The sequence below is a fragment of the Chryseobacterium sp. G0162 genome, assembly GCF_003815715.1.
Classification (GTDB): Bacteria; Bacteroidota; Bacteroidia; order Flavobacteriales; family Weeksellaceae; genus Chryseobacterium.
The window spans coordinates 3,408,213-3,426,940 of sequence record NZ_CP033922.1 but is presented as its reverse complement, the minus strand read 5'-3'; the positions used below and the strand labels follow the sequence as shown (position 1 = coordinate 3,426,940).

Here is an 18,728-nt window from a genome sequence, read left to right as displayed (position 1 = left end):
TTGTGGAAAACTGGGAAAACAAACATATTGTATTTTTTGACGGAGATTGTGGCGTCTGCAATTTCTGGGTGCAATGGATTCTGGAAAGAGATACCAAAGACCAATTTATGTTTGCTTCACTTCAATCCGAATTCGGACAGCAGTTCTTATCAGAAAGAGGTTTAGAATCAAAAGTTTTCAACACTTTATACCTTTGGAAGCCCAAACAGTATTATTTCATAAAATCCAGAGCGGTCCTCCAAATTGCCAATATCTTAGGCGGAATTTATAAACTTTCAGCTATTGGTAAAATAATGCCAGCCTTTCTGAGTGACAAGGCTTATGATGTTATTTCTAGAAACAGAATGAAACTGGCTAATCAGAAATGTTTTCTTCCGGATCAGCATCAGAAGAAAAAGTTTATTCAGGTATAATTTCCCACAGATTTCACATCTACACAGATATTTATATTATTCATAAAGAATCTGTTTAATCAGCAAAATCTGCGAGAGATTATATTATTTTGAGTTCAGAATCCGACACTCATTACTCATTACTCATTACTCATTACTCATTACTTATAAATTAAGCGACCACACAGAATAGCTATTCGGAGGGCACTGAATTTTCACCCGTTTATCTCCTTGTGTTGTAGGATACCAGCTTGAATTTCCGGTAAAATCCTTAATCTGCTGATTACTCCAATTCGTATCGATCCATCTTTCCTGCCAGCTTGATGAGGTGTTAATATAAACCACAAGTCCCGGATTCCCATTGTAACCGTTACGTCTTGCGATATATTCATCATTATCTGTATATAAAATAGAAGTGGTTCCTGTAGCTTTATTGTTGTGAATCCAGATCAGGTTGTTCAGCCTTTCTTTATTCAGCCATTCTTCATAGTCTCTGTAAAAAATAGTAGGATATCCTTCATGGGTTAGAATGTAAGCATAAGCAGGCATTTTATTATAAATGATATCCGTATCATGATTGGCAACGAAGGTCACCGCTTTGTACGGGTTTCTTTTCCACATCATATCATCATTAAGTACATTCAGATTTCCGTTATCGAAAGCTTCATCCATTTTATAATAAGCAGCGAAATCAAATACGGAACTGTTGGCATTATTAGCCCACCATTCTAAGGTATTCACATTAGAGTCCCATAATTCACCAACAGAGAAGCCTCCCACTTTAGAGTTCCAGGTATTCACAACCCAAGGTCCGAATCCTTTCACATAATCGAATCTCCAGCCATCAAACTTCATTACATTTTTATAATATTTTGCGACAGAATCATCTCTTCCCCATAACCAATCCTGTACATGTGGATTGGCATGGCACAAATCCGGGAATCCACCAAAGGAACCTTCATCATTATTTCCATAAGCATTTTTATAAAAGTCATTGTAGTTTCTTTGAAATTTTCCGGAAGCAACTCCTGAGAAATTAGTCCAGGTATTAGTTCCGGTAAATGGATTAGCTTCAGACTGACCGCCACTGTTGTGATTGATAACAATATCAGCATAGACCTGCATATTTTCTGCATGGGCCTTTGTAATCAATGCTTCCAGTTCGGTTCTTGATCCAAACCGGGTTTCTGTACTTCCGTTCTGATTAAAGTTTCCGAAATCATAATAATCTGTAGGGTCATATCCCATGGAATAGGCTCCGTTTTGGGCTTTTGAAGCCGGAGGAAGCCACACAGCGCCAACTCCGGCATTGGACCATGCCGTTAATTTATCTTTAACAGTATTCCACCAATTTCCTCCATCGGGAACATCCCAATAGAATCCCTGCATGAGAACGCTGCCACCAGGACCTGCCACAAACTTTGCCTGCGCTGATCCAGATCCAGTTCCCGTACTGAATGGTCTTCCGTCATGATGGGTTACATTTACTATTTTATCATGTACCTCTTCCTTCTTCACGGATTTTGTACTTAATTCATCGTTATTCTGGCAGGAGCCAACAAGCGCTAAAGCCAGTAGGGAAAGAATAAAATGTGTTTTTTTCATTGGAATATTTAATTATCAATATGACAGCCAATTTACAGTTTTATTAAAAACAAATTCAAAATAAGGAGAAATATTTTTGTTTTAAATAATAATTCAAAGAGAATTGGATCTGAAATTTTCATTAAAAAATCATAAATTTTTAAGATTCTCGAAACAATTTTTCTTTTAATCCATATATTTGCATACTATGGAATACAATACCCAAAAAACTCAGCTTCATATGCCGGAATACGGCAGAATTATACAACAGTTGGTTGAGCGCTGCAAAGAACTTCCTACCAAAGAGGAAAGGAACGAAATGGCTATGGCAATCATCGATTTTATGGGTCAGAGAAACCCACAACTTCGCGACGAGGAAAATTATAAACATAAACTTTGGGACCATCTTTTTATTCTTGCTAATCATGATCTGGACGTAGAATCTCCTTATCCGTTCCCTACCCCGGAACAATTGGCAGAAAAACCTAAAAGAATGGAATATCCAAAACTTCAAGGTGACTTTAAGTTTTATGGAAAAAGTATTCTTCAATTGATAGAAAAAGCAATAGAACTGGAAACAGGTGATGAAAAAGAAGCCCTTATCGAGGTTATTGCCAACAATATGAAGAAATCCTATAATGTTTACAATAAAGAACACGTAACGGATGATGTTATCTTCAGACACCTGAAAGAATTGTCTGAAAACAGGTTGGATCTTACAGGAATTGACTCTCTTGAAAAAAGTAAGATTTACTACACCAGCAATAACAACAACCGAAATAATAACAATAACAACAATAGGAACAGTAACAATAAGAATAATAACAACCAACCTAATAAAAGAAGGCATAATAACAATCATAAAAACAGAAAATAATGAGTGGAACATTTCAAATAAGAGGAGGGAAAAGACTGCAGGGTGAAATAACTCCACAAGGAGCCAAAAATGAGGCTCTACAAATTTTATGTGCAGTGCTGTTGACTGATGAGGAAGTAAGGATTAAAAATATTCCGGATATCCACGATGTAAACAGATTGATTGAAATTCTTGGAGACTTCGGTGTAAAGGTTACTAAAAATGGTCATGGAGACTACACTTTCCAGGCTGATAAGGTAAACTTCGACTATATAAAATCCAATGAATTTAAAAAAGACGGAGCCAAACTTCGTGGATCAATTATGTTGATGGGTCCTATGTTGGCACGTTATGGAGAAGCTTATATGCCAACTCCCGGAGGTGACAAAATCGGAAGAAGAAGACTGGATACCCATTTCCAGGGATTGGTTGAACTTGGTGCTGAATTCCATTACGACGAAGAAGAATATTTCTATTCTTTAAAAGCGAAAGAACTTACAGGAAAATTCATCTTATTAGAAGAAGCTTCTGTGACCGGAACAGCTAATATTGTAATGGCTGCCGCTTTAGCAAAAGGCAAAACAAGAATTTATAACGCTGCCTGCGAACCTTATCTTCAGCAATTATGTAAAATGCTGAACAGAATGGGAGCTAATATTTCAGGAATCGGATCTAACCTTCTTACCATTGAAGGAGTAGATTATTTAAGAGGTACGGAACATACCATGCTTCCTGATATGGTGGAAATCGGATCATGGATTGGTCTTGCTGCCATGACGAAATCTGAAATCACCATCAAAAATGTAAACTGGAACCAATTAGGAGTTATTCCTAACACCTTCAGAAAACTGGGAATTGAGCTTGAGCAAAGTGGTGATGATATTTATATTCCTGCTCAGGAACATTATAAAATTCAGAAATTTATTGACGGATCTATTCTTACCATTTCTGATGCTCCATGGCCTGGATTCACCCCGGATTTATTATCCATCATCTTAGTTGTAGCTACACAGGCAAAAGGAAGTATCCTGGTTCACCAGAAAATGTTTGAATCCAGATTATTCTTCGTAGATAAATTAATTGATATGGGAGCTCAGATCATATTATGTGATCCACACAGAGCGACCGTAATCGGATTAAACCAGGAAGCTCCGTTAAGAGGAACAACAATGGTTTCCCCGGATATCAGAGCCGGAAATGCCCTTCTTATCGCTGCTCTTTCTGCAGAAGGAAAATCTATTATCCACAACATCGAGCAAATCGACAGAGGATATGAAAACATCGATGGAAGACTAAAAGCACTTGGTGCCGATATCGAAAGAATCTAAACTTATTTTTATTACATAGAGCGTTCAGAAAAGTCTGAGCGCTTTTTTATGACTATATCTCACCATTCTAACATAAGCTTCGTTAAATCAATTTTAATTGATTATTACTTTGCTTCCTTAGAATATAAGGTTTGGAAATAAAAATTTGCGTTTACAAAATAATACAAGTTCTTTTTAGAACCACCCCGTCAAAAATTCTTTGAATTTTTGACACCCCTCCTTCGGAGGGGAATTTTCGCTCCTTCAATTGTAATCTTTGACAACATTGAAAATTTACCCTGGAAAATTTATTCTTTATTTCATCTTTTTTCATATTAAAATATCTGTGTAATCTGTTTGATCTGCGAGATAATAAAAAATTATTCAGAATAAAATAAAAAGTGCCCGGTAAAAGAACCAGACACTTTGAGTAATTAAAACTATATGAATCTCCCTTAAAAATACTTTCGGCAGAGATATTCTACCGTTGTATTCAAAAGTTTATTTTTATTCAGATAGACTTCCAGTTTTTGATAGTCTTCTGAATTGACATTAATATACAACTGTACCGAACCAAAACTATATCCGTTCACATACTCCACATTCGCTGATAACACTCTATGACATATCCCCATTTGATTATAGATGGTATTCATTAAATGCTCAAATTTCATTTTGCCATTCAATTCTATTTCCAATAATAATTCTTTTTTAGGCAGGTTCAGTTTATTTTGAAAAACCTGCAGGCTTGGGTTAGGTGTAATCATTGCTAAACATTTTGGGTTAGTACTCAGATCATATTGCGCTCTGCATTTAAATCTGTCACAAAAATATAAAAAAATATTAGTCCACCAAATTAGTAGACTAATGTTTTTTAAAAATTAACATAAAAAAAAGAAGCTATTAAGCTTCTCTATATTTTAGTCAGATTCGGTATGCAAGGAATTCGGAGACTGGAAGTCATGAAATGACAAACATCAATAACACTCTTTTCTATCATTCCTAACACGACCTAATTCCGGCCTTCATAAGTAATATCAACAATAATAGCTTCCGGCATCTCTCCTCCAGCATCCAGCCTTAAAGGTCTCCTACTCTTTCTATTTTTTCAGATCCGGCCAATCCGTTCGGATTACAACCAGGCTCTCCTTCAGGAACTTTAAGGTTCTTCTTAGTATAGAATCCTTCCCAGAATGCATTTGTTTTTCCTGTCTTAGGATCAATAAATGTCATAGGTTCTAATTTAAAAATGTGATCATTCCGAAAAGCTCTTTCTACAAAATCTGAACAGTAATAAGAATCTTCATCCAAAATATAGTTGAAATTATAAGGCTTTCCCAACATAGAATGAGCCTTTTCAATAGCAACAGGAATTGATTTCTGATATTCGGGTTTCAGACGATAGACTACAACATTCTGCTGATCCCTTTTTTGATCTTTAACAAAATCCTTGAGAGTTTGCTTTTGGGACCCCCCTTTTGGAGCAGCATGCAAAACAAATAACTTCTTTCCTTCTTTTTCAAGAATACCGATGTGATCGAAAGAAGCTATTTTCTGCTTTTGGGTAACATTATTAATGGCTCCGGAAAGTCCTGTTTCTTTAGCTGTAACAAAAAGTAAATCTCCGTTTTGAAGCTGGATAGTATTTTGCTGGGTAGTACATTGAGTCAAAAACAACACTAATAAACATAAAATGCCCGCAATTCTACTCATTCTTTTCTTAAATTCTAACATTCAATTATATCTCTATTCCGCCAAAATTACAAAATAGAATTCATTACATTTGTGAAGAATATCACTTCACCTTTTCACTCACAAACACTTCACCTATTCTTATGCCTCATATTTTATTAGTAGAAGACGATGACAGACTTTCCAAGCTTATCACAAAAGGACTTCAGGAAGCTGAATTTGAAGTAAGTACAGCATATGATGGATCAACAGGACTAAAACTGGCATTGCAGAAAAATTATGACCTTGTAGTCACTGATATTGTTTTGCCTAAAAAAAGTGGTCTGGAGTTTTGTAATGAAATAAAAGCTCTGAAACCTAATCTTCCGGTCATAATGCTTACAGCTTTGGGCACTACGGACGACAAATTGGAAGGATTTGATGCCGGTGCCGACGATTATATGACCAAACCTTTTGAAATGCGTGAGTTGGTGGCGAGAATTAATGTCCTTCTAAAGCGTTTTTCACAACAGAGACAGCAAAAAGTTTTTGTCCTTAAATATGAAGGGATTGAAATGAATCTGGAACAGAAAACGGTAAGCAGAGATCATGTTCCTATCAAACTGACCCCTAAAGAATTCAACCTTCTCAAATTTATGATGGAAAACTCAGAGAAAGTACTTTCCAGAAGTGAAATTGCAGAAAAAGTATGGGAAACCCATTTTGATACCGGCACTAATTTTATTGATGTGTACATCAACTATATCCGTAAAAAAATTGATAAAGATTTTGAGAATAAGCTGATCCATACCAAAGCAGGAATGGGTTTTATTCTTAAAAAAGGGTATGAAGAACATCAACAATAACTTATACTTATAAGGCATGAAAATAAGAACCCGGCTTACCCTACTTTTTACCTTTGTCACGGCTATGTTGATGATATTTTACGGTATTGCAGTATACTATTCTTCGAGTGAAGCCAGGGAAGTTTCATTTTATGCCCAACTCAGAAACGAAGCGGTAGCAAAAGCCAATCTTTTTTTTCAAAGTACATTAAGTGAAAAGGAAATGCACCGTGTTTACAAGAATAACACAAAAACAATTAATGAAGTTCAGGTAGCCATCTATGATCCTGAGTTCAATCTGGTCTATCATGATGATTCAAAGGTAGATTTTGTTAAGGAAGATCCGAAAATGCTTTCCAGTATTCTAAAAAAGAAAGACATCAGTTTTTTCATTGATGATCTGCAGGCTATAGGAACCATCTATTCTCACAATGGAAAGGAATATTTGGTAACCGCTGCGGGGTACGATCAATATGGTTATAAATCAATCAATCATCTTCTAACCATCAGTATTATTGCCTTCATTAGTATCTTAATATTAATTTATTTAGCCGGAATATTTCTTTCAAAAAAAGCATTGAACCCGCTAAGTGAAATGGTTCATCAAATAAAGAATATCACTGCCGGGAAATTACAACTGCGCTTAAAAGCCACGGGTGAGAAAGATGAGCTTAATGAACTGGCTGAAAATTTCAACGGAATGCTTGAGCGCCTGGAAAATTCGTTTGATGCTCAAAAACATTTTGTATCCAATATTTCACACGAACTGCGTACCCCACTATCTGCTATTATTACAGAACTGGAATTCTCTTCTGAAAAGGAACAGACCCAGGAAGAATATCAACAGACTATTCAATACGCTTTGGATGACGCCCGTAATATGGTAAAGTTATCCAATAGCCTGATGGATCTTGCCAAAGCCAGCTATGATCCTAATGAAATCAGTTTTTCAGAAGTACGATTGGATGAAATTTTATTAGAATCTTATTCGAAAATAATAAAGGAAAATACAGAATATAAAGTTTCATTGAATATTGATAACGCTATAGAAGAACATCAGCTTGTTGTGCAGGGAAATGAATATTTGTTACAGGTTGCTTTTAATAACCTCATCGATAATGCCTGCAAATATTCGCCGTTCCATACCTGTCTGATTGATGTAAAAGTAAATACCGAAAACCTTCTGATCCGCTTTATCAATACAGGAATTACCATTTCACAGGAAGACTTACTCCATATTTTTGAACCTTTTTACAGAAGTGAAGCCTCCAAGCAGGAAAAGGGACATGGAATTGGGCTTTTTCTGACTGAGAAAATTATTCATCTTCATCACGCAACCCTCAAAGTAACATCTGAGAATAATGAGACTGTTTTCACAGTGATATTTGATATTGAAACAGCTTAATTTTTTTTATCTGACAATATTTTGAACCGCAAAAGACACAGAAGTTTAGAAATTATTGATTTTCTTGTGTTCGCAAATATCTGTGTACAATAATCAAGAAATCTGTGTAATCCGTTCAATCTGCGAGACTAAAATATTTTTACCAGATTTTATGCAATCATCTGTGAAAATCCGTGTAATCTGTGGGAAATAAAATTAATCTTCTTAGAAATTAATTATGAGAGGTCGCCGTTTTATTGAACATTGTAGTTCCTATACTGGCAGCAATTACACAGCTAATAGAAATCCACTGTAAAAAAGATAACTCTTCAGCAAGGAAAACTAATCCTGAAAGGGCTGCAAATGCAGGCTCCAGGCTCATCAGGATACTGAATGTCTTTGCAGGAAGCTTTTTTAAAGCCATCATTTCTAAAGAAAACGGTAAAGCACTTGATAAAATAGCGACTCCCAATCCTTTGACAAAAATAGTTGGTGTAATATTAAAGACCGCTCCATCCCATATTGTGAAAGGTATAATTACCAGACTGGCAAATAACATTCCTGTGGTTACGGCATCTTTTCCATCCATTATTTTAGAAACTTTCCCGCCCATTACAATATAAAGAGCCCAGAATATTCCAGCGAGAAAAGCTAATCCCAGCCCTAACAAATCTATATGATCGCTCTTCCAGGGAACAATAAGCAATATTCCTACACAGGCTAATAATGCCCAAACTACATCCAATAACTTACGGGATAATGCCAATGCTAGAAACAAAGGACCTGCAAATTCTACGGTTACAGCCAATCCTAATGGAATTCTTTGAATCGCCATATAAAAAATAAGATTCATTGCAGCCAATCCCACTCCATACATTGCACAATACTTCCATTTTTGTGGAGTAAACTGTAAAAATTTAGGACGATTGATGATAGTAAGCAAAATAGCAGAAAGTACAATCCTCAAAGTAACGGTTCCAATAGCTCCAATTGCCGGAAAAAGCTGCTTGGCAATAGATGCTCCACCCTGTACACAGATAATGGCTAACAATGTGGCAGGAATCGCTAAGTTTGAATTTTTCATTTCTAAAATATATAATTTATAAAGACAACTTTTGGTTTGAAACCGGGAGATAAAACAAACTTTATTGTATAAAGCTGAATTATTGCCAAATGTATTGAAATTTTATCTTAAAAAATGGTTACAGATGAGAGCTTTAATTCTAATCTGTAACCATTGATAAATCTACGAACAGTATCAATCTTAAATAGAGCTCATTAAAAACATGATTCTGCTTATATTTTTTATTTTAAAAAGTGTCATCATTATTTTCTCTAATATAATTCTAATAACATTCTAAAGCTTTTCTAACAGGTGAAAAAAGCCAGTTCTACTACTTTTGCAGTGTAAAAAATAAAGCACATGGACGCAGATCCTTACAGTTATTATCAATCTTAAAAGCTTTAGTTGTACTCACTTTTCCCGTACAGCTTTACAAGCTTTATAAAAAAAGGAAAAGTTATGAATACATTCGAATTTACTCTTCGTCTTTTCACGGCATTTGCTTTGGGTGCCAGCATAGGTTTTGAAAGACAATGGCGTCAAAAAAGCGCCGGTCTCCGAACCAATACTCTGGTATGCCTTGGCTCCGCAGCATTTGTTCTTCTCTCTATCCGGATCGGTGGTGATGCCACAGGCAGAATAGCTTCTTATATCGTCAGTGGTATTGGCTTTTTAGGAGGTGGAGTTATCATGAAAGATGGACTTACCGTAAGAGGTCTTAATACCGCTGCCACCATCTGGTGCTCTGCATCAGTAGGAGCACTCTCCGCATTAGGACTTCCTTTGGAAGCTGCTATTACCAGTGGTTTTATTATCCTCACCCATCTTATTCTCCGACCATTGGGAGTAAAATTAGGGAACAATATCAGCAGCAGAAATCACTACACCGAATATCTACTCAGCATCAAATGTAAAAGTGAGGTAGAAAACCATCTCCGGGTACAACTCATGCAATCATTAAGTGGAAATGATAAAGTACTACTGAAATCTCTTACCAGCGATGATAACGGTGTTCCGGAAAATGCCATTATCACGGCAGAAGTTCATTCTTCTACACCACAAGACAGTTTTATGGAAAAAACCGCCAGCAGACTTACTATTGAAGATAAAGTTATCAAGGTAAGCTGGGAAATTATAGGTACTGAAAATGATTTATAACCATTGAAGCCATGTTAAAAAAAACTTCCAACAAAAATCTCAATTCAGCCGCTCTTGTTAAGTTAAAAGAAGCCGCTTCAGAGAACGAAAAAATGGTTTACGCTATGCTGGAAACTTCAGAAGAAGGCCTTAGCGAAAACACAGTGAAAGACCGTTTGAAAATTTACGGTAAAAATGAAATTGCTACTCAAAAAGCCCCCTCATGGCTGAAGCAGTTTGCTCATTCTTTCTTTAATCCCTTTAATTATATATTGGCATGCATTGCTGTAATTTCCTTATTTATCGATGTAATTCTCGTTCCTGAAGGAGAGAAAGATCTAAGTACAAGTATTATTATTTCAGTAATGCTATTGTTCAGTACTGTTTTAAGATTTATTCAGGAATTTCGGAGTAATAAGGCAGCAGAAGCATTGAAAAAAATGGTAAAAACCAGCTGTCTTACCAAAAGGAAATTCAAAGAAAGTGAAGAAATAGAAATCACTGAAATAGTTTCCGGAGATATCGTGATTCTTTCTGCCGGAGATATGGTTCCTGCCGATTGCAGAATTTTGAAAAGCAAAGATCTATTCATCAGTGAATCTATTCTCACAGGAGAAGCATTACCTGTTGAAAAAAATGCATTTCCTATCCGTGATACCAAAAACAGGAATCCACTTACCCTTCAAAACATCTGTTTCATGGGAACCAATGTAGTCAGTGGATCAGCTACGGTTGTGGTTGTTAACACCAGCATTTTCACTTATTTCGGAAGCATCAGCAGAAGCCTGGTTTCCAAAAGGCCTGAAACCGCATTTGATATCGGAGTCAACAAAGTAAGCTTTTTACTGATTCGGTTTATGCTGGTCATGACTCCTGTCATTTTCCTTATCAATGGATTCGTGAAAGGAGACTGGATGCAGGCACTCTTATTCGCCATTGCAGTAGCAGTAGGACTTACTCCTGAAATGCTGCCTATGATTGTTACCGCTAACCTTGCCAAAGGTGCTGTAAATATGAGTAAGAAAAAAGTAATCGTTAAAAGATTGAATGCCATCCAGAATATCGGCGCTATGGATATTCTCTGTACGGATAAAACCGGAACCCTTACCCTTGATAAAATCGTTCTGGAAACTCACCTCAACGTGCGTGGTCTTGATGATGATGAGGTTTTGAAATGGGCTTACCTCAACAGTTTTCATCAAACCGGCTTAAAAAACCTGCTGGATCAAGCTGTTCTGGATCATGCAGAAGTCCACAATCTCATGAAGGCTGATGAACTCTATCTGAAAGTAGACGAAATTCCTTTTGATTTCGAAAGAAGAAGAATGTCTGTCATTCTGAATACTTCAAAAGGAAAACACCTTATGATCTCAAAAGGAGCGGTAGAGGAAATGTTGTCTTTGTGTACATATGCTTTAGATCCGGGTGATGACCACAGCCTTCATATAGAGAATGACAATATTATTCCGTTAGATGACCTTATGAAGGAAAAAATCATCAGAATGTCTGAAAAGCTCAATGCAGAAGGGCTTCGTGTCTTACTGGTTGCCATCAGAGAATTTGAAGGAGATCATCCACTCAATTATTCTGTTGCAGATGAAAATCATCTCATCCTTACCGGTTTTATTGGATTTCTTGATCCCGCTAAACCTTCTGCAGAGCCAAGTATCAAAGCCCTGCATAAATTAGGTGTTGAAGTAAAAGTAATCACCGGAGATAATGATATTGTTGCGAAAAAAATATGTCATGATGTAGGAATTCCCATCAATACCATTATGCTTGGTGATGAACTGGAGAATATGAGTGATGAAGAACTCAGCAAAGACATGGATTTATATTCCGTTTTTGCCAAGGTAAGCCCATTACAAAAGCAACGCATTGTAAAAATATTAAGATCCAAAGGTCATACTGTAGGATTTATGGGTGACGGAATCAATGATGCAGCAGCTATAAAAGAAGCAGACGTTGGAATTTCTGTCGATACCGGAGCTGATATAGCCAAAGAAAGTGCGGATATCATTTTGCTCGAAAAAGACTTAATGGTACTCAGAAGTGGAGTTATTTATGGAAGAAGAACATTCGGGAATATTATTAAATATATAAAAATGACGGCCAGCAGTAATTTTGGAAATATGTTCAGCATGATTGGCGCCAGTGCATTGCTGCCATTTCTGCCAATGCTGCCGCTGCAAATTCTGACTCAAAATCTGTTGTATGATATTTCACAATCCTCTATTCCCTGGGATACGATGGATAAAGATTTTCTGGAACAACCCAAAAAATGGGAAGCTGACAGTATTAAAAAATTCATGCTTTATATTGGTCCTTTGAGTTCCATTTTTGATTATATGACGTTTGCTGTAATGTTTTTTATTTTTAAAGCCAATACACCAGAGCATCAGAGTCTATTCCAGACCGGATGGTTTGTAGAAGGACTGTTGTCCCAAACTTTGATTGTTCATATTATCAGAACCAAAAAGATTCCATTTATCCAAAGCTGGGCTGCTGCACCGGTTGTTGCCCTAACGAGCTTAATCATGTTGATTGGAATCCTTATTCCTTTCACCCCATTGGCAGGATATCTGAAAATGCAGCCTTTACCTTTAAGCTATTTCCCTTATCTGATAGGAATCCTTACAGGATATTGCATCCTTACCCAATTTGTGAAACAATGGTTCATTAAAAAATTCGGACAATGGCTATAATTTCTCAGAAATACCATCCTTTCTAATGGTATTCTAATAGCATTCTAAAGGTTCTCTAACCGGCTATCAGAAAGGATAGAAATACTTTTGCAACGGCAAAAAACAAGCATTTAAGGTATTTTAAATAAATATCACACTGTATTGATATAAAAAGAAAATTAGAATTAAATTAGTGGTTATAAACATCTTATATGAGAAAAGCAGTATTCAAAATAGTACTTTTGACATTTATTACCTCTTGTAAAAATCCCAAAAGTGAAGATTCTCAGGATCAGGATCTTCTGGTAAAAGGAGAAAATGTAATCGTCCCTGAAAACAACCCAGTATTCAAAAAAATAAAAACAGAAGTCGTTTCTGAGCAGGAACATAGCGACGGAATCGTTTCAGCAGGAACCATTCAGGCTATTCCCAACCATTATGCTGAAATTGCCAGCCCCTTTTCCGGAAGAATTACAAAATCATTCATTCAGCTTGGACAAAATGTTTCAGCAAACAGCCCTCTCTTTGAAATCCTTTCCTCTGATTATTTTTCAGTTCAGAAAGATTATACAGATGCCTTGAATGATGTACAGCTCGCAGAGAAAAATTACAGACGTCAGCAGGATCTGGTAAAACATGGAGTCGGAATTCAGAAAGAACTTGACGAGGCAGAAACCGATTTCAAAAATAAAAAAACATCCCTTTCCAATGCTTCTTCTGCATTGAAAGTTTATAACAGCAAAGGCGGAGGTATCGGAAGTCCCCTTATTGTAAGAGCCCCAATTAACGGAGAAATTATTTCCAATAAAATTGTCAACGGCCAATTTCTAAAAAGCGATGCAGACCCTGTCATCATCATTGCAGAATTATCCAAAGTTTGGATTTCCGGAGATGTAAAGGAAAAAGATATCCGTTTTGTCAATATCGGAGATCATGTTTCGGTAAAAGTAAGTGCTTATCCGGACAGAAATATCACTGGAAAAGTGTATCACATCAATGAAGTCGTAGATGAAAATACCCGAAGTATAAAAGTCCTTATCGAATGTGATAATCCGGACAGAAAACTCAAACCCGGTATGTATGCGACTGTCAATTTTGCTACGACTCCTCAAAAAACAGTTATGATTCCGATCAGTGCACTCATGCAGCAGGACAGTTCTCAATATGTGTGGATCAAAACAGGCAAGAATCAATTTGCCAAACGTTCAGTAACCACCGGAGAAGCGGATCAGAAAATGATCAGAATCACTTCCGGATTAAAAGTGGGAGACACCATCATGACCGAGGGTGGAATTTATATGCTGGATGCGAAATAATGTAAAATGAACTGATGTAAAAAGTACAATACACATCTGTACTGTACATAATATCGATTAAGAACATGAAAAAACTTTTGACAATCTCTATACAGAAGAGGTGGCTGATGTTGGCACTCTTCCTTTTACTGGGGTTCTTTGGTTATTATTCCTGGACCAAATTATCCGTAGAAGCTTATCCTGACATCGCTGATGTAACGTCGCAGGTGGTTACCCAGGTTCCCGGGCTGGCTGCTGAAGAAGTAGAACAACAAATTACCATTCCTTTGGAAAGGGCTCTTAATGGTCTTCCTGGAATGCATGTTATGCGAAGCAAAAGTACCTTTGGACTCTCCATGATTACCATGGTTTTTGATGATGGGATAGACGACTATTGGGCGAGACAACGTATTCAAGAGAGGCTTACAGATGTTACTCTTCCTTATGGTGCACAGCCTGGTCTTGATCCTCTCACCTCTCCTATCGGCGAAGTATACCGTTATATTATTGAAAGTAATAATCATAGTTTGCGGGAACTTACAGATTTACAAAAATTTGTAATTATTCCGCGCATCAAACAGGTTTCAGGGATTGCAGATGTGACCAATTTTGGAGGAATTACTACCCAATTTCAGGTGGAATTAGATCCTCATAAACTCGAACAGTATGGTCTTTCATTATCAGAAGTTACCGAAACCATTTCAAAAAATAATGTGAGCGCCGGAGGAAGTATGCTTCCCCGTGGAAACTTAGCGTATGTGATTCGGGGAATAGGTCTTGTAAAAGATTTAAATGACCTTGGAAAAATTGTAGTAAAAACTGAAAACGGGGTTCCGGTATTCCTGAATGATGTAGGAACATTGAAATACGGAAATCTGGAACGAAAAGGAATTCTGGGATATACAGACAGAAAACGAAACTATCCTGAAAGTGTAGAAGGAATTGTTCTCTTATTAAGAGGTCAAAACCCATCACAAGTATTGGAAGGTGTTCATGAGGCGATTGATGAATTAAACAATGAAACGCTTCCTCCCGGTGTAAAAATTCATCCTTTCCTTGACAGAACAGACCTTGTAAGTACTACCCTTCACACGGTTTCCCATACCCTTACTGAAGGAATTGTACTCGTTATTATTGTCCTGATAGTATTCCTGGGAAGCTGGCGAGGTGCTTTATTGGTCGCTATTACCATTCCGCTTTCTTTATTATTTGCATTTATTTTAATGCATTTTACCAATATTCCTGCTAACCTTCTTTCGCTGGGAGCTATTGACTTCGGGATTATTGTAGACGGAGCCATTGTAATGCTTGAAACCATTCTGAAAAAAAGGGAAGAGAACCCTGAAGAAGCATTAGAAGAGAAAACAATTACCCAAAGAGTAATTGAAGTAGCAAAACCTATCTTCTTTTCTACCATCATTATTATCACTGCCTATCTTCCACTATTCGCATTCGAAAGAGTAGAGAAAAAGCTGTTTACGCCGATGGCATTTACAGTAGGGTATGCTTTACTGGGTGCTCTTGCAGTAGCATTGCTCCTTATTCCAGGTCTGGCTTATGTGATCTATCGGAAACCACAAAAAATATATCACAACAAATGGCTTGAAAAAATAAGTGCAGCCTATGGGAAAAGAATCGAAAAAATAATGCTAACCCCTAAAAAAGTAATGATCCCGGTAACCATCGTCTTATTATCAGCAGGAGTGCTTTCTTATACTGTAGGAAAAGACTTCCTTCCGGAGCTGGATGAAGGTTCTATCTGGCTACAGGTACAGTTACCTCCGGGTATTTCCCTGGCCAAAGCAAAAGAAATGAGCGATACCCTACGTGCCAAAACATTAAAACATTCTGAAATTACCTATATGATGGTTCAGGCTGGCCGCAACGATGACGGAACCGATCCATGGACCGCTTCTCACTTTGAAGTTTCTGTAGGAATAAAACCTTACGATCAATGGCCATCCGGGAAAACCAAAGCAGACCTCATTAAAGAATTAGCTGCTGATTACAAAGAAATGCCAGGGTTTACAGTAGGATTCTCACAACCGATGATTGATGGAGTAATGGATAAAATTTCCGGGGCACACAGTGAACTTGTTGTAAAAGTATATGGAGAAGATTTCAAAGAAACCAGAAGAATTGCTGAAAATGTATTATCTACCTTAAACAAAATTCCGGGATCTGCTGACCTTGCTATTGACCAGGAACCTCCTCTACCTCAGTTGCAGATTATTGCAGACAGAGACAAGATTGCTCAATATGGATTAAATGTGGCTGATGTGGCTGATCTTATTGAAGTCGCTTTAGGCGGAAAAGCCATCTCGCAAATCTTTATCGGTAATAAAGTGTATGATATTTCCTGCCGTTACACTGAAGACAGCCGTGATACTCTTGATAAAATAGGAAACCTGATGCTCACCTCAGCTTCAGGGGCAAAAATTCCATTATCTCAGGTTGCTGAAGTAAAATTAAGTACCGGAGAAAGTACCATCACCCGTGAAATGAACAAGAGGCATCTTACCGTTAAACTGAATTTAAGAGGAACAGATCTTTCTTCTTTCCTGAAAAAGGCTCAGGACAAGATTGAAAAAGACATCAAATATGACCATGAAAAGTATCAGATTAAATGGGGCGGACAGTTTGAAAATCAAAATAGGGCTTATTCCAGATTGGCTTTTATTGTTCCTTTGGCATTGGCTATTATGTTCCTGTTATTGTATGGAGCGTTTGGAGATTTCAAACAGGCATTGGTATTGATGTCTATTGTTCCGCTGGCATTATTTGGAGGAATGCTTGCTCTTAATATACGTGGAATGTCTTTGAACGTATCGTCTGCCGTAGGATTCATTGCCCTTTTCGGAGTCGCCATTCAGAATGGTGTGATTATGATTTCCCATATCAATGACCTCCGTAAAAAAGGATACGATTTGAAACTTGCTGTCATTAAAGGAGCAAAGGATCGTTTCAGACCGGTATTGATGACCGCAACAGTAGCAGTAATCGGATTATTCCCCGCCTCACTAGCAACCGGAATCGGTTCGGATGTACAACGACCGTTGGCTACTGTCATTGTGTATGGATTAATGTTCTCTACTATTTTAACACTATTCGTTCTTCCTGCTATCTATTTTATGGCAGAACGTCGCAACGAAAAACAAAATTTAGAATCAGATGAAGCACTTACATATGAAAATTAGAGTATACTTTATCATAGGAGTGACCTTATTACTCAGTATGACGAATAAGGTACAGGCACAGGAAAAAGAAGTTCTGAATTTTGAAGAATATCTAAGCCTTGTCGGAAAGAAAAATCTGGGATATGCCGCTCAAAAGTACAATATAGGCATGGCAGAAGCTTCCATTCAGACAGCAAGTATGTTTCCGGATCCGCAATTGGATCTAGAAACAACCAATAATGGGATTAAAGAAAATATGGGATACGTATATGGAGCTTCCATTGGCTGGACCCTTGAACTGGGAGGCAAAAGAAAAGCAAGAGTAAACCTGGCTAAGGATCAGTCTGAATTAAGCAAAATTCAATTACAGGATTTTTTCAGAAATCTTCGTGCTGATGCTACTTTAGGTTATTTGGAAGCATTAAAATCTAAAGCAATCCTCGAAGTACAGCAGGATTCTTATAAAAATATTCTACAGCTTGCTAAATCTGACAGCATACGTTATCGCCTGGGAACAATATCTCTGGTCACTTCAAAACAGAGTAAATTGGAGGCTGCTTCCCTTCTCAATGAGATATATCAGGCAGAAAGCGCAGAGCAACAAGCAATCACAGGATTAGCTGTATTTCTCAGCGATGGCAAAATAACAGATAGAGATGTTGCCGGGGACTTTAATGCTTTCAATAGAGATTTTAATATTGATGATCTGATCATTCAGGCATTAAATACAAGAGCAGACCTACTGGCTGCCAAACAGAATACGCAAGTAGCCAAAAGCCAGATCAACCTTGAAAAAGCAAACCGAAAAATAGATCTTGGCATCAATGCCGGGGCAGAACGTCACACTGAAGCTACGAATGAAATAGCTCCCTCACCAACTGTAAATGCAGTAAAATTAGGGCTCAGTATTCCTTTGAAGTTTTCCAACAGAAGAAATGCAGGCGTGAAAATAGCAGAAATGGCTCACTCACAGGCAGAACTTGAATACCATCAGATAGAACAGGGAATACAGGCTGAAGTCATGCAGGCTTATCAACAATACATAGCCACCCAGAAACAGGTAAAACAATTTCATAACGGAATGCTTACTGAAGCGAAAAGTATATTGGATGGCATCACCTACAGTTACAAAAGAGGAGAAAGCTCTATTCTCGAAGTACTGAATGCTCAAAGAACCTATAATGGAGTAAGAAAAGATTATTATCAGGCCCTTGCAGATAATGCAACAGCTTTGATCGAGCTGGAACGCAGAGCTGGAATCTGGGATATTAATTTTTAAAAGAAAGGAAGTTGGAAGATGGAGGTTGATTCAGTCGGAAAATAACTCAAACTCC

At 37.3% G+C, this 18,728-nt stretch carries 14 protein-coding genes; 10 read left to right on the top strand and 4 right to left on the bottom strand.

Annotation, left to right across the window (positions count from 1 at the left end; genetic code table 11):
- The first annotated feature begins 2 nt into the window (after nt 1-2).
- Complete coding sequence (locus EG344_RS15520) at nt 3-413, top strand: thiol-disulfide oxidoreductase DCC family protein (RefSeq protein WP_123910185.1); 411 nt, start codon at nt 3-5, stop codon at nt 411-413.
- 144 nt (nt 414-557) lie between these two features.
- Here the strand turns inward: EG344_RS15520 and EG344_RS15515 are convergent, their stop codons facing one another.
- Nucleotides 558-1,997, bottom strand: coding sequence for an alpha-amylase (locus tag EG344_RS15515; protein WP_123910184.1), 1,440 nt, complete (start codon nt 1,995-1,997; stop codon nt 558-560).
- Between the two features lie 187 nt (nt 1,998-2,184).
- Between EG344_RS15515 and EG344_RS15510 the strand changes: the two genes are divergently transcribed.
- Both EG344_RS15510 and murA read left to right on the top strand, forming a co-directional pair.
- Entirely contained in the window at nt 2,185-2,853 is a 669-nt protein-coding gene (locus tag EG344_RS15510; protein ID WP_123910183.1) for a DUF4290 domain-containing protein, read from the top strand.
- The gene (murA, locus tag EG344_RS15505; protein WP_123857510.1) at nt 2,853-4,160 is read left to right on the top strand and encodes a UDP-N-acetylglucosamine 1-carboxyvinyltransferase; all 1,308 of its coding nucleotides are present in this window, start codon (nt 2,853-2,855) and stop codon (nt 4,158-4,160) included. The genes EG344_RS15510 and murA overlap by 1 nt, the downstream gene beginning before the upstream one ends.
- A 434-nt stretch (nt 4,161-4,594) precedes the next feature.
- On the opposite strand, the gene EG344_RS15500 is transcribed toward murA, so the two are convergent.
- Nucleotides 4,595-4,906, bottom strand: a complete 312-nt coding sequence (locus EG344_RS15500) for an NIL domain-containing protein (protein WP_123857511.1) — start codon at nt 4,904-4,906, stop codon at nt 4,595-4,597.
- 313 nt (nt 4,907-5,219) lie between these two features.
- Nucleotides 5,220-5,852 carry a YiiX/YebB-like N1pC/P60 family cysteine hydrolase gene (locus tag EG344_RS15495; protein ID WP_185145563.1) on the bottom strand — a complete coding sequence of 211 codons (633 nt, stop codon included), beginning with the start codon at nt 5,850-5,852 and terminating at the stop codon, nt 5,220-5,222.
- A gap of 122 nt (nt 5,853-5,974) precedes the next feature.
- Here EG344_RS15495 and EG344_RS15490 point away from each other — a divergent pair, with 122 nt between their 5' ends.
- Nucleotides 5,975-6,676 carry a response regulator transcription factor gene (locus tag EG344_RS15490; protein WP_123857513.1) on the top strand — a complete coding sequence of 234 codons (702 nt, stop codon included), beginning with the start codon at nt 5,975-5,977 and terminating at the stop codon, nt 6,674-6,676.
- Nucleotides 6,677-6,692: 16 nt separating this feature from the next.
- A complete protein-coding gene (locus EG344_RS15485) occupies nt 6,693-8,060 on the top strand; it encodes an ATP-binding protein (protein ID WP_123910181.1) in 1,368 nt (455 codons plus the stop codon).
- Nucleotides 8,061-8,271: 211 nt separating this feature from the next.
- Here EG344_RS15485 and EG344_RS15480 read toward each other — a convergent pair whose 3' ends face one another.
- Nucleotides 8,272-9,123, bottom strand: coding sequence for an EamA family transporter (locus EG344_RS15480; protein WP_123910180.1), 852 nt, complete (start codon nt 9,121-9,123; stop codon nt 8,272-8,274).
- A gap of 438 nt (nt 9,124-9,561) precedes the next feature.
- Here EG344_RS15480 and EG344_RS15475 point away from each other — a divergent pair, with 438 nt between their 5' ends.
- From EG344_RS15475 to EG344_RS15455, 5 genes are all read left to right on the top strand, one after another.
- Entirely contained in the window at nt 9,562-10,260 is a 699-nt protein-coding gene (locus tag EG344_RS15475; protein WP_123910179.1) for an MgtC/SapB family protein, read from the top strand.
- A gap of 11 nt (nt 10,261-10,271) precedes the next feature.
- Entirely contained in the window at nt 10,272-12,944 is a 2,673-nt protein-coding gene (gene mgtA / locus EG344_RS15470) for a magnesium-translocating P-type ATPase (protein WP_123910178.1), read from the top strand.
- Between the two features lie 191 nt (nt 12,945-13,135).
- Nucleotides 13,136-14,239 carry an efflux RND transporter periplasmic adaptor subunit gene (locus EG344_RS15465; protein WP_123910177.1) on the top strand — a complete coding sequence of 368 codons (1,104 nt, stop codon included), beginning with the start codon at nt 13,136-13,138 and terminating at the stop codon, nt 14,237-14,239.
- A gap of 65 nt (nt 14,240-14,304) precedes the next feature.
- On the top strand, nt 14,305-17,415 hold the full coding sequence (locus EG344_RS15460; protein WP_123910176.1) for an efflux RND transporter permease subunit: 3,111 nt from the start codon (nt 14,305-14,307) through the stop codon (nt 17,413-17,415).
- The gene (locus EG344_RS15455; protein WP_123910175.1) at nt 17,405-18,673 is read left to right on the top strand and encodes a TolC family protein; all 1,269 of its coding nucleotides are present in this window, start codon (nt 17,405-17,407) and stop codon (nt 18,671-18,673) included. The genes EG344_RS15460 and EG344_RS15455 overlap by 11 nt, the downstream gene beginning before the upstream one ends.
- The last annotated feature ends 55 nt before the right edge of the window (nt 18,674-18,728 follow it).

Excerpts from the sequence above, each read along its gene's own strand:
- EG344_RS15515 (WP_123910184.1), bottom strand. The coding sequence starts at position 1,997 with ATGAAAAAAACACATTTTATTCTTTCCCTACTGGCTTTAGCGCTTGTT.
- EG344_RS15510 (WP_123910183.1), top strand. The coding sequence starts at position 2,185 with ATGGAATACAATACCCAAAAAACTCAGCTTCATATGCCGGAATACGGC.
- murA (WP_123857510.1), top strand. The coding sequence starts at position 2,853 with ATGAGTGGAACATTTCAAATAAGAGGAGGGAAAAGACTGCAGGGTGAA.
- EG344_RS15500 (WP_123857511.1), bottom strand. The coding sequence starts at position 4,906 with ATGATTACACCTAACCCAAGCCTGCAGGTTTTTCAAAATAAACTGAAC.
- EG344_RS15495 (WP_185145563.1), bottom strand. The coding sequence starts at position 5,852 with ATGAGTAGAATTGCGGGCATTTTATGTTTATTAGTGTTGTTTTTGACT.
- EG344_RS15490 (WP_123857513.1), top strand. The coding sequence starts at position 5,975 with ATGCCTCATATTTTATTAGTAGAAGACGATGACAGACTTTCCAAGCTT.
- EG344_RS15485 (WP_123910181.1), top strand. The coding sequence starts at position 6,693 with ATGAAAATAAGAACCCGGCTTACCCTACTTTTTACCTTTGTCACGGCT.
- EG344_RS15480 (WP_123910180.1), bottom strand. The coding sequence starts at position 9,123 with ATGAAAAATTCAAACTTAGCGATTCCTGCCACATTGTTAGCCATTATC.
- EG344_RS15475 (WP_123910179.1), top strand. The coding sequence starts at position 9,562 with ATGAATACATTCGAATTTACTCTTCGTCTTTTCACGGCATTTGCTTTG.
- mgtA (WP_123910178.1), top strand. The coding sequence starts at position 10,272 with ATGTTAAAAAAAACTTCCAACAAAAATCTCAATTCAGCCGCTCTTGTT.
- EG344_RS15465 (WP_123910177.1), top strand. The coding sequence starts at position 13,136 with ATGAGAAAAGCAGTATTCAAAATAGTACTTTTGACATTTATTACCTCT.
- EG344_RS15460 (WP_123910176.1), top strand. The coding sequence starts at position 14,305 with ATGAAAAAACTTTTGACAATCTCTATACAGAAGAGGTGGCTGATGTTG.
- EG344_RS15455 (WP_123910175.1), top strand. The coding sequence starts at position 17,405 with ATGAAAATTAGAGTATACTTTATCATAGGAGTGACCTTATTACTCAGT.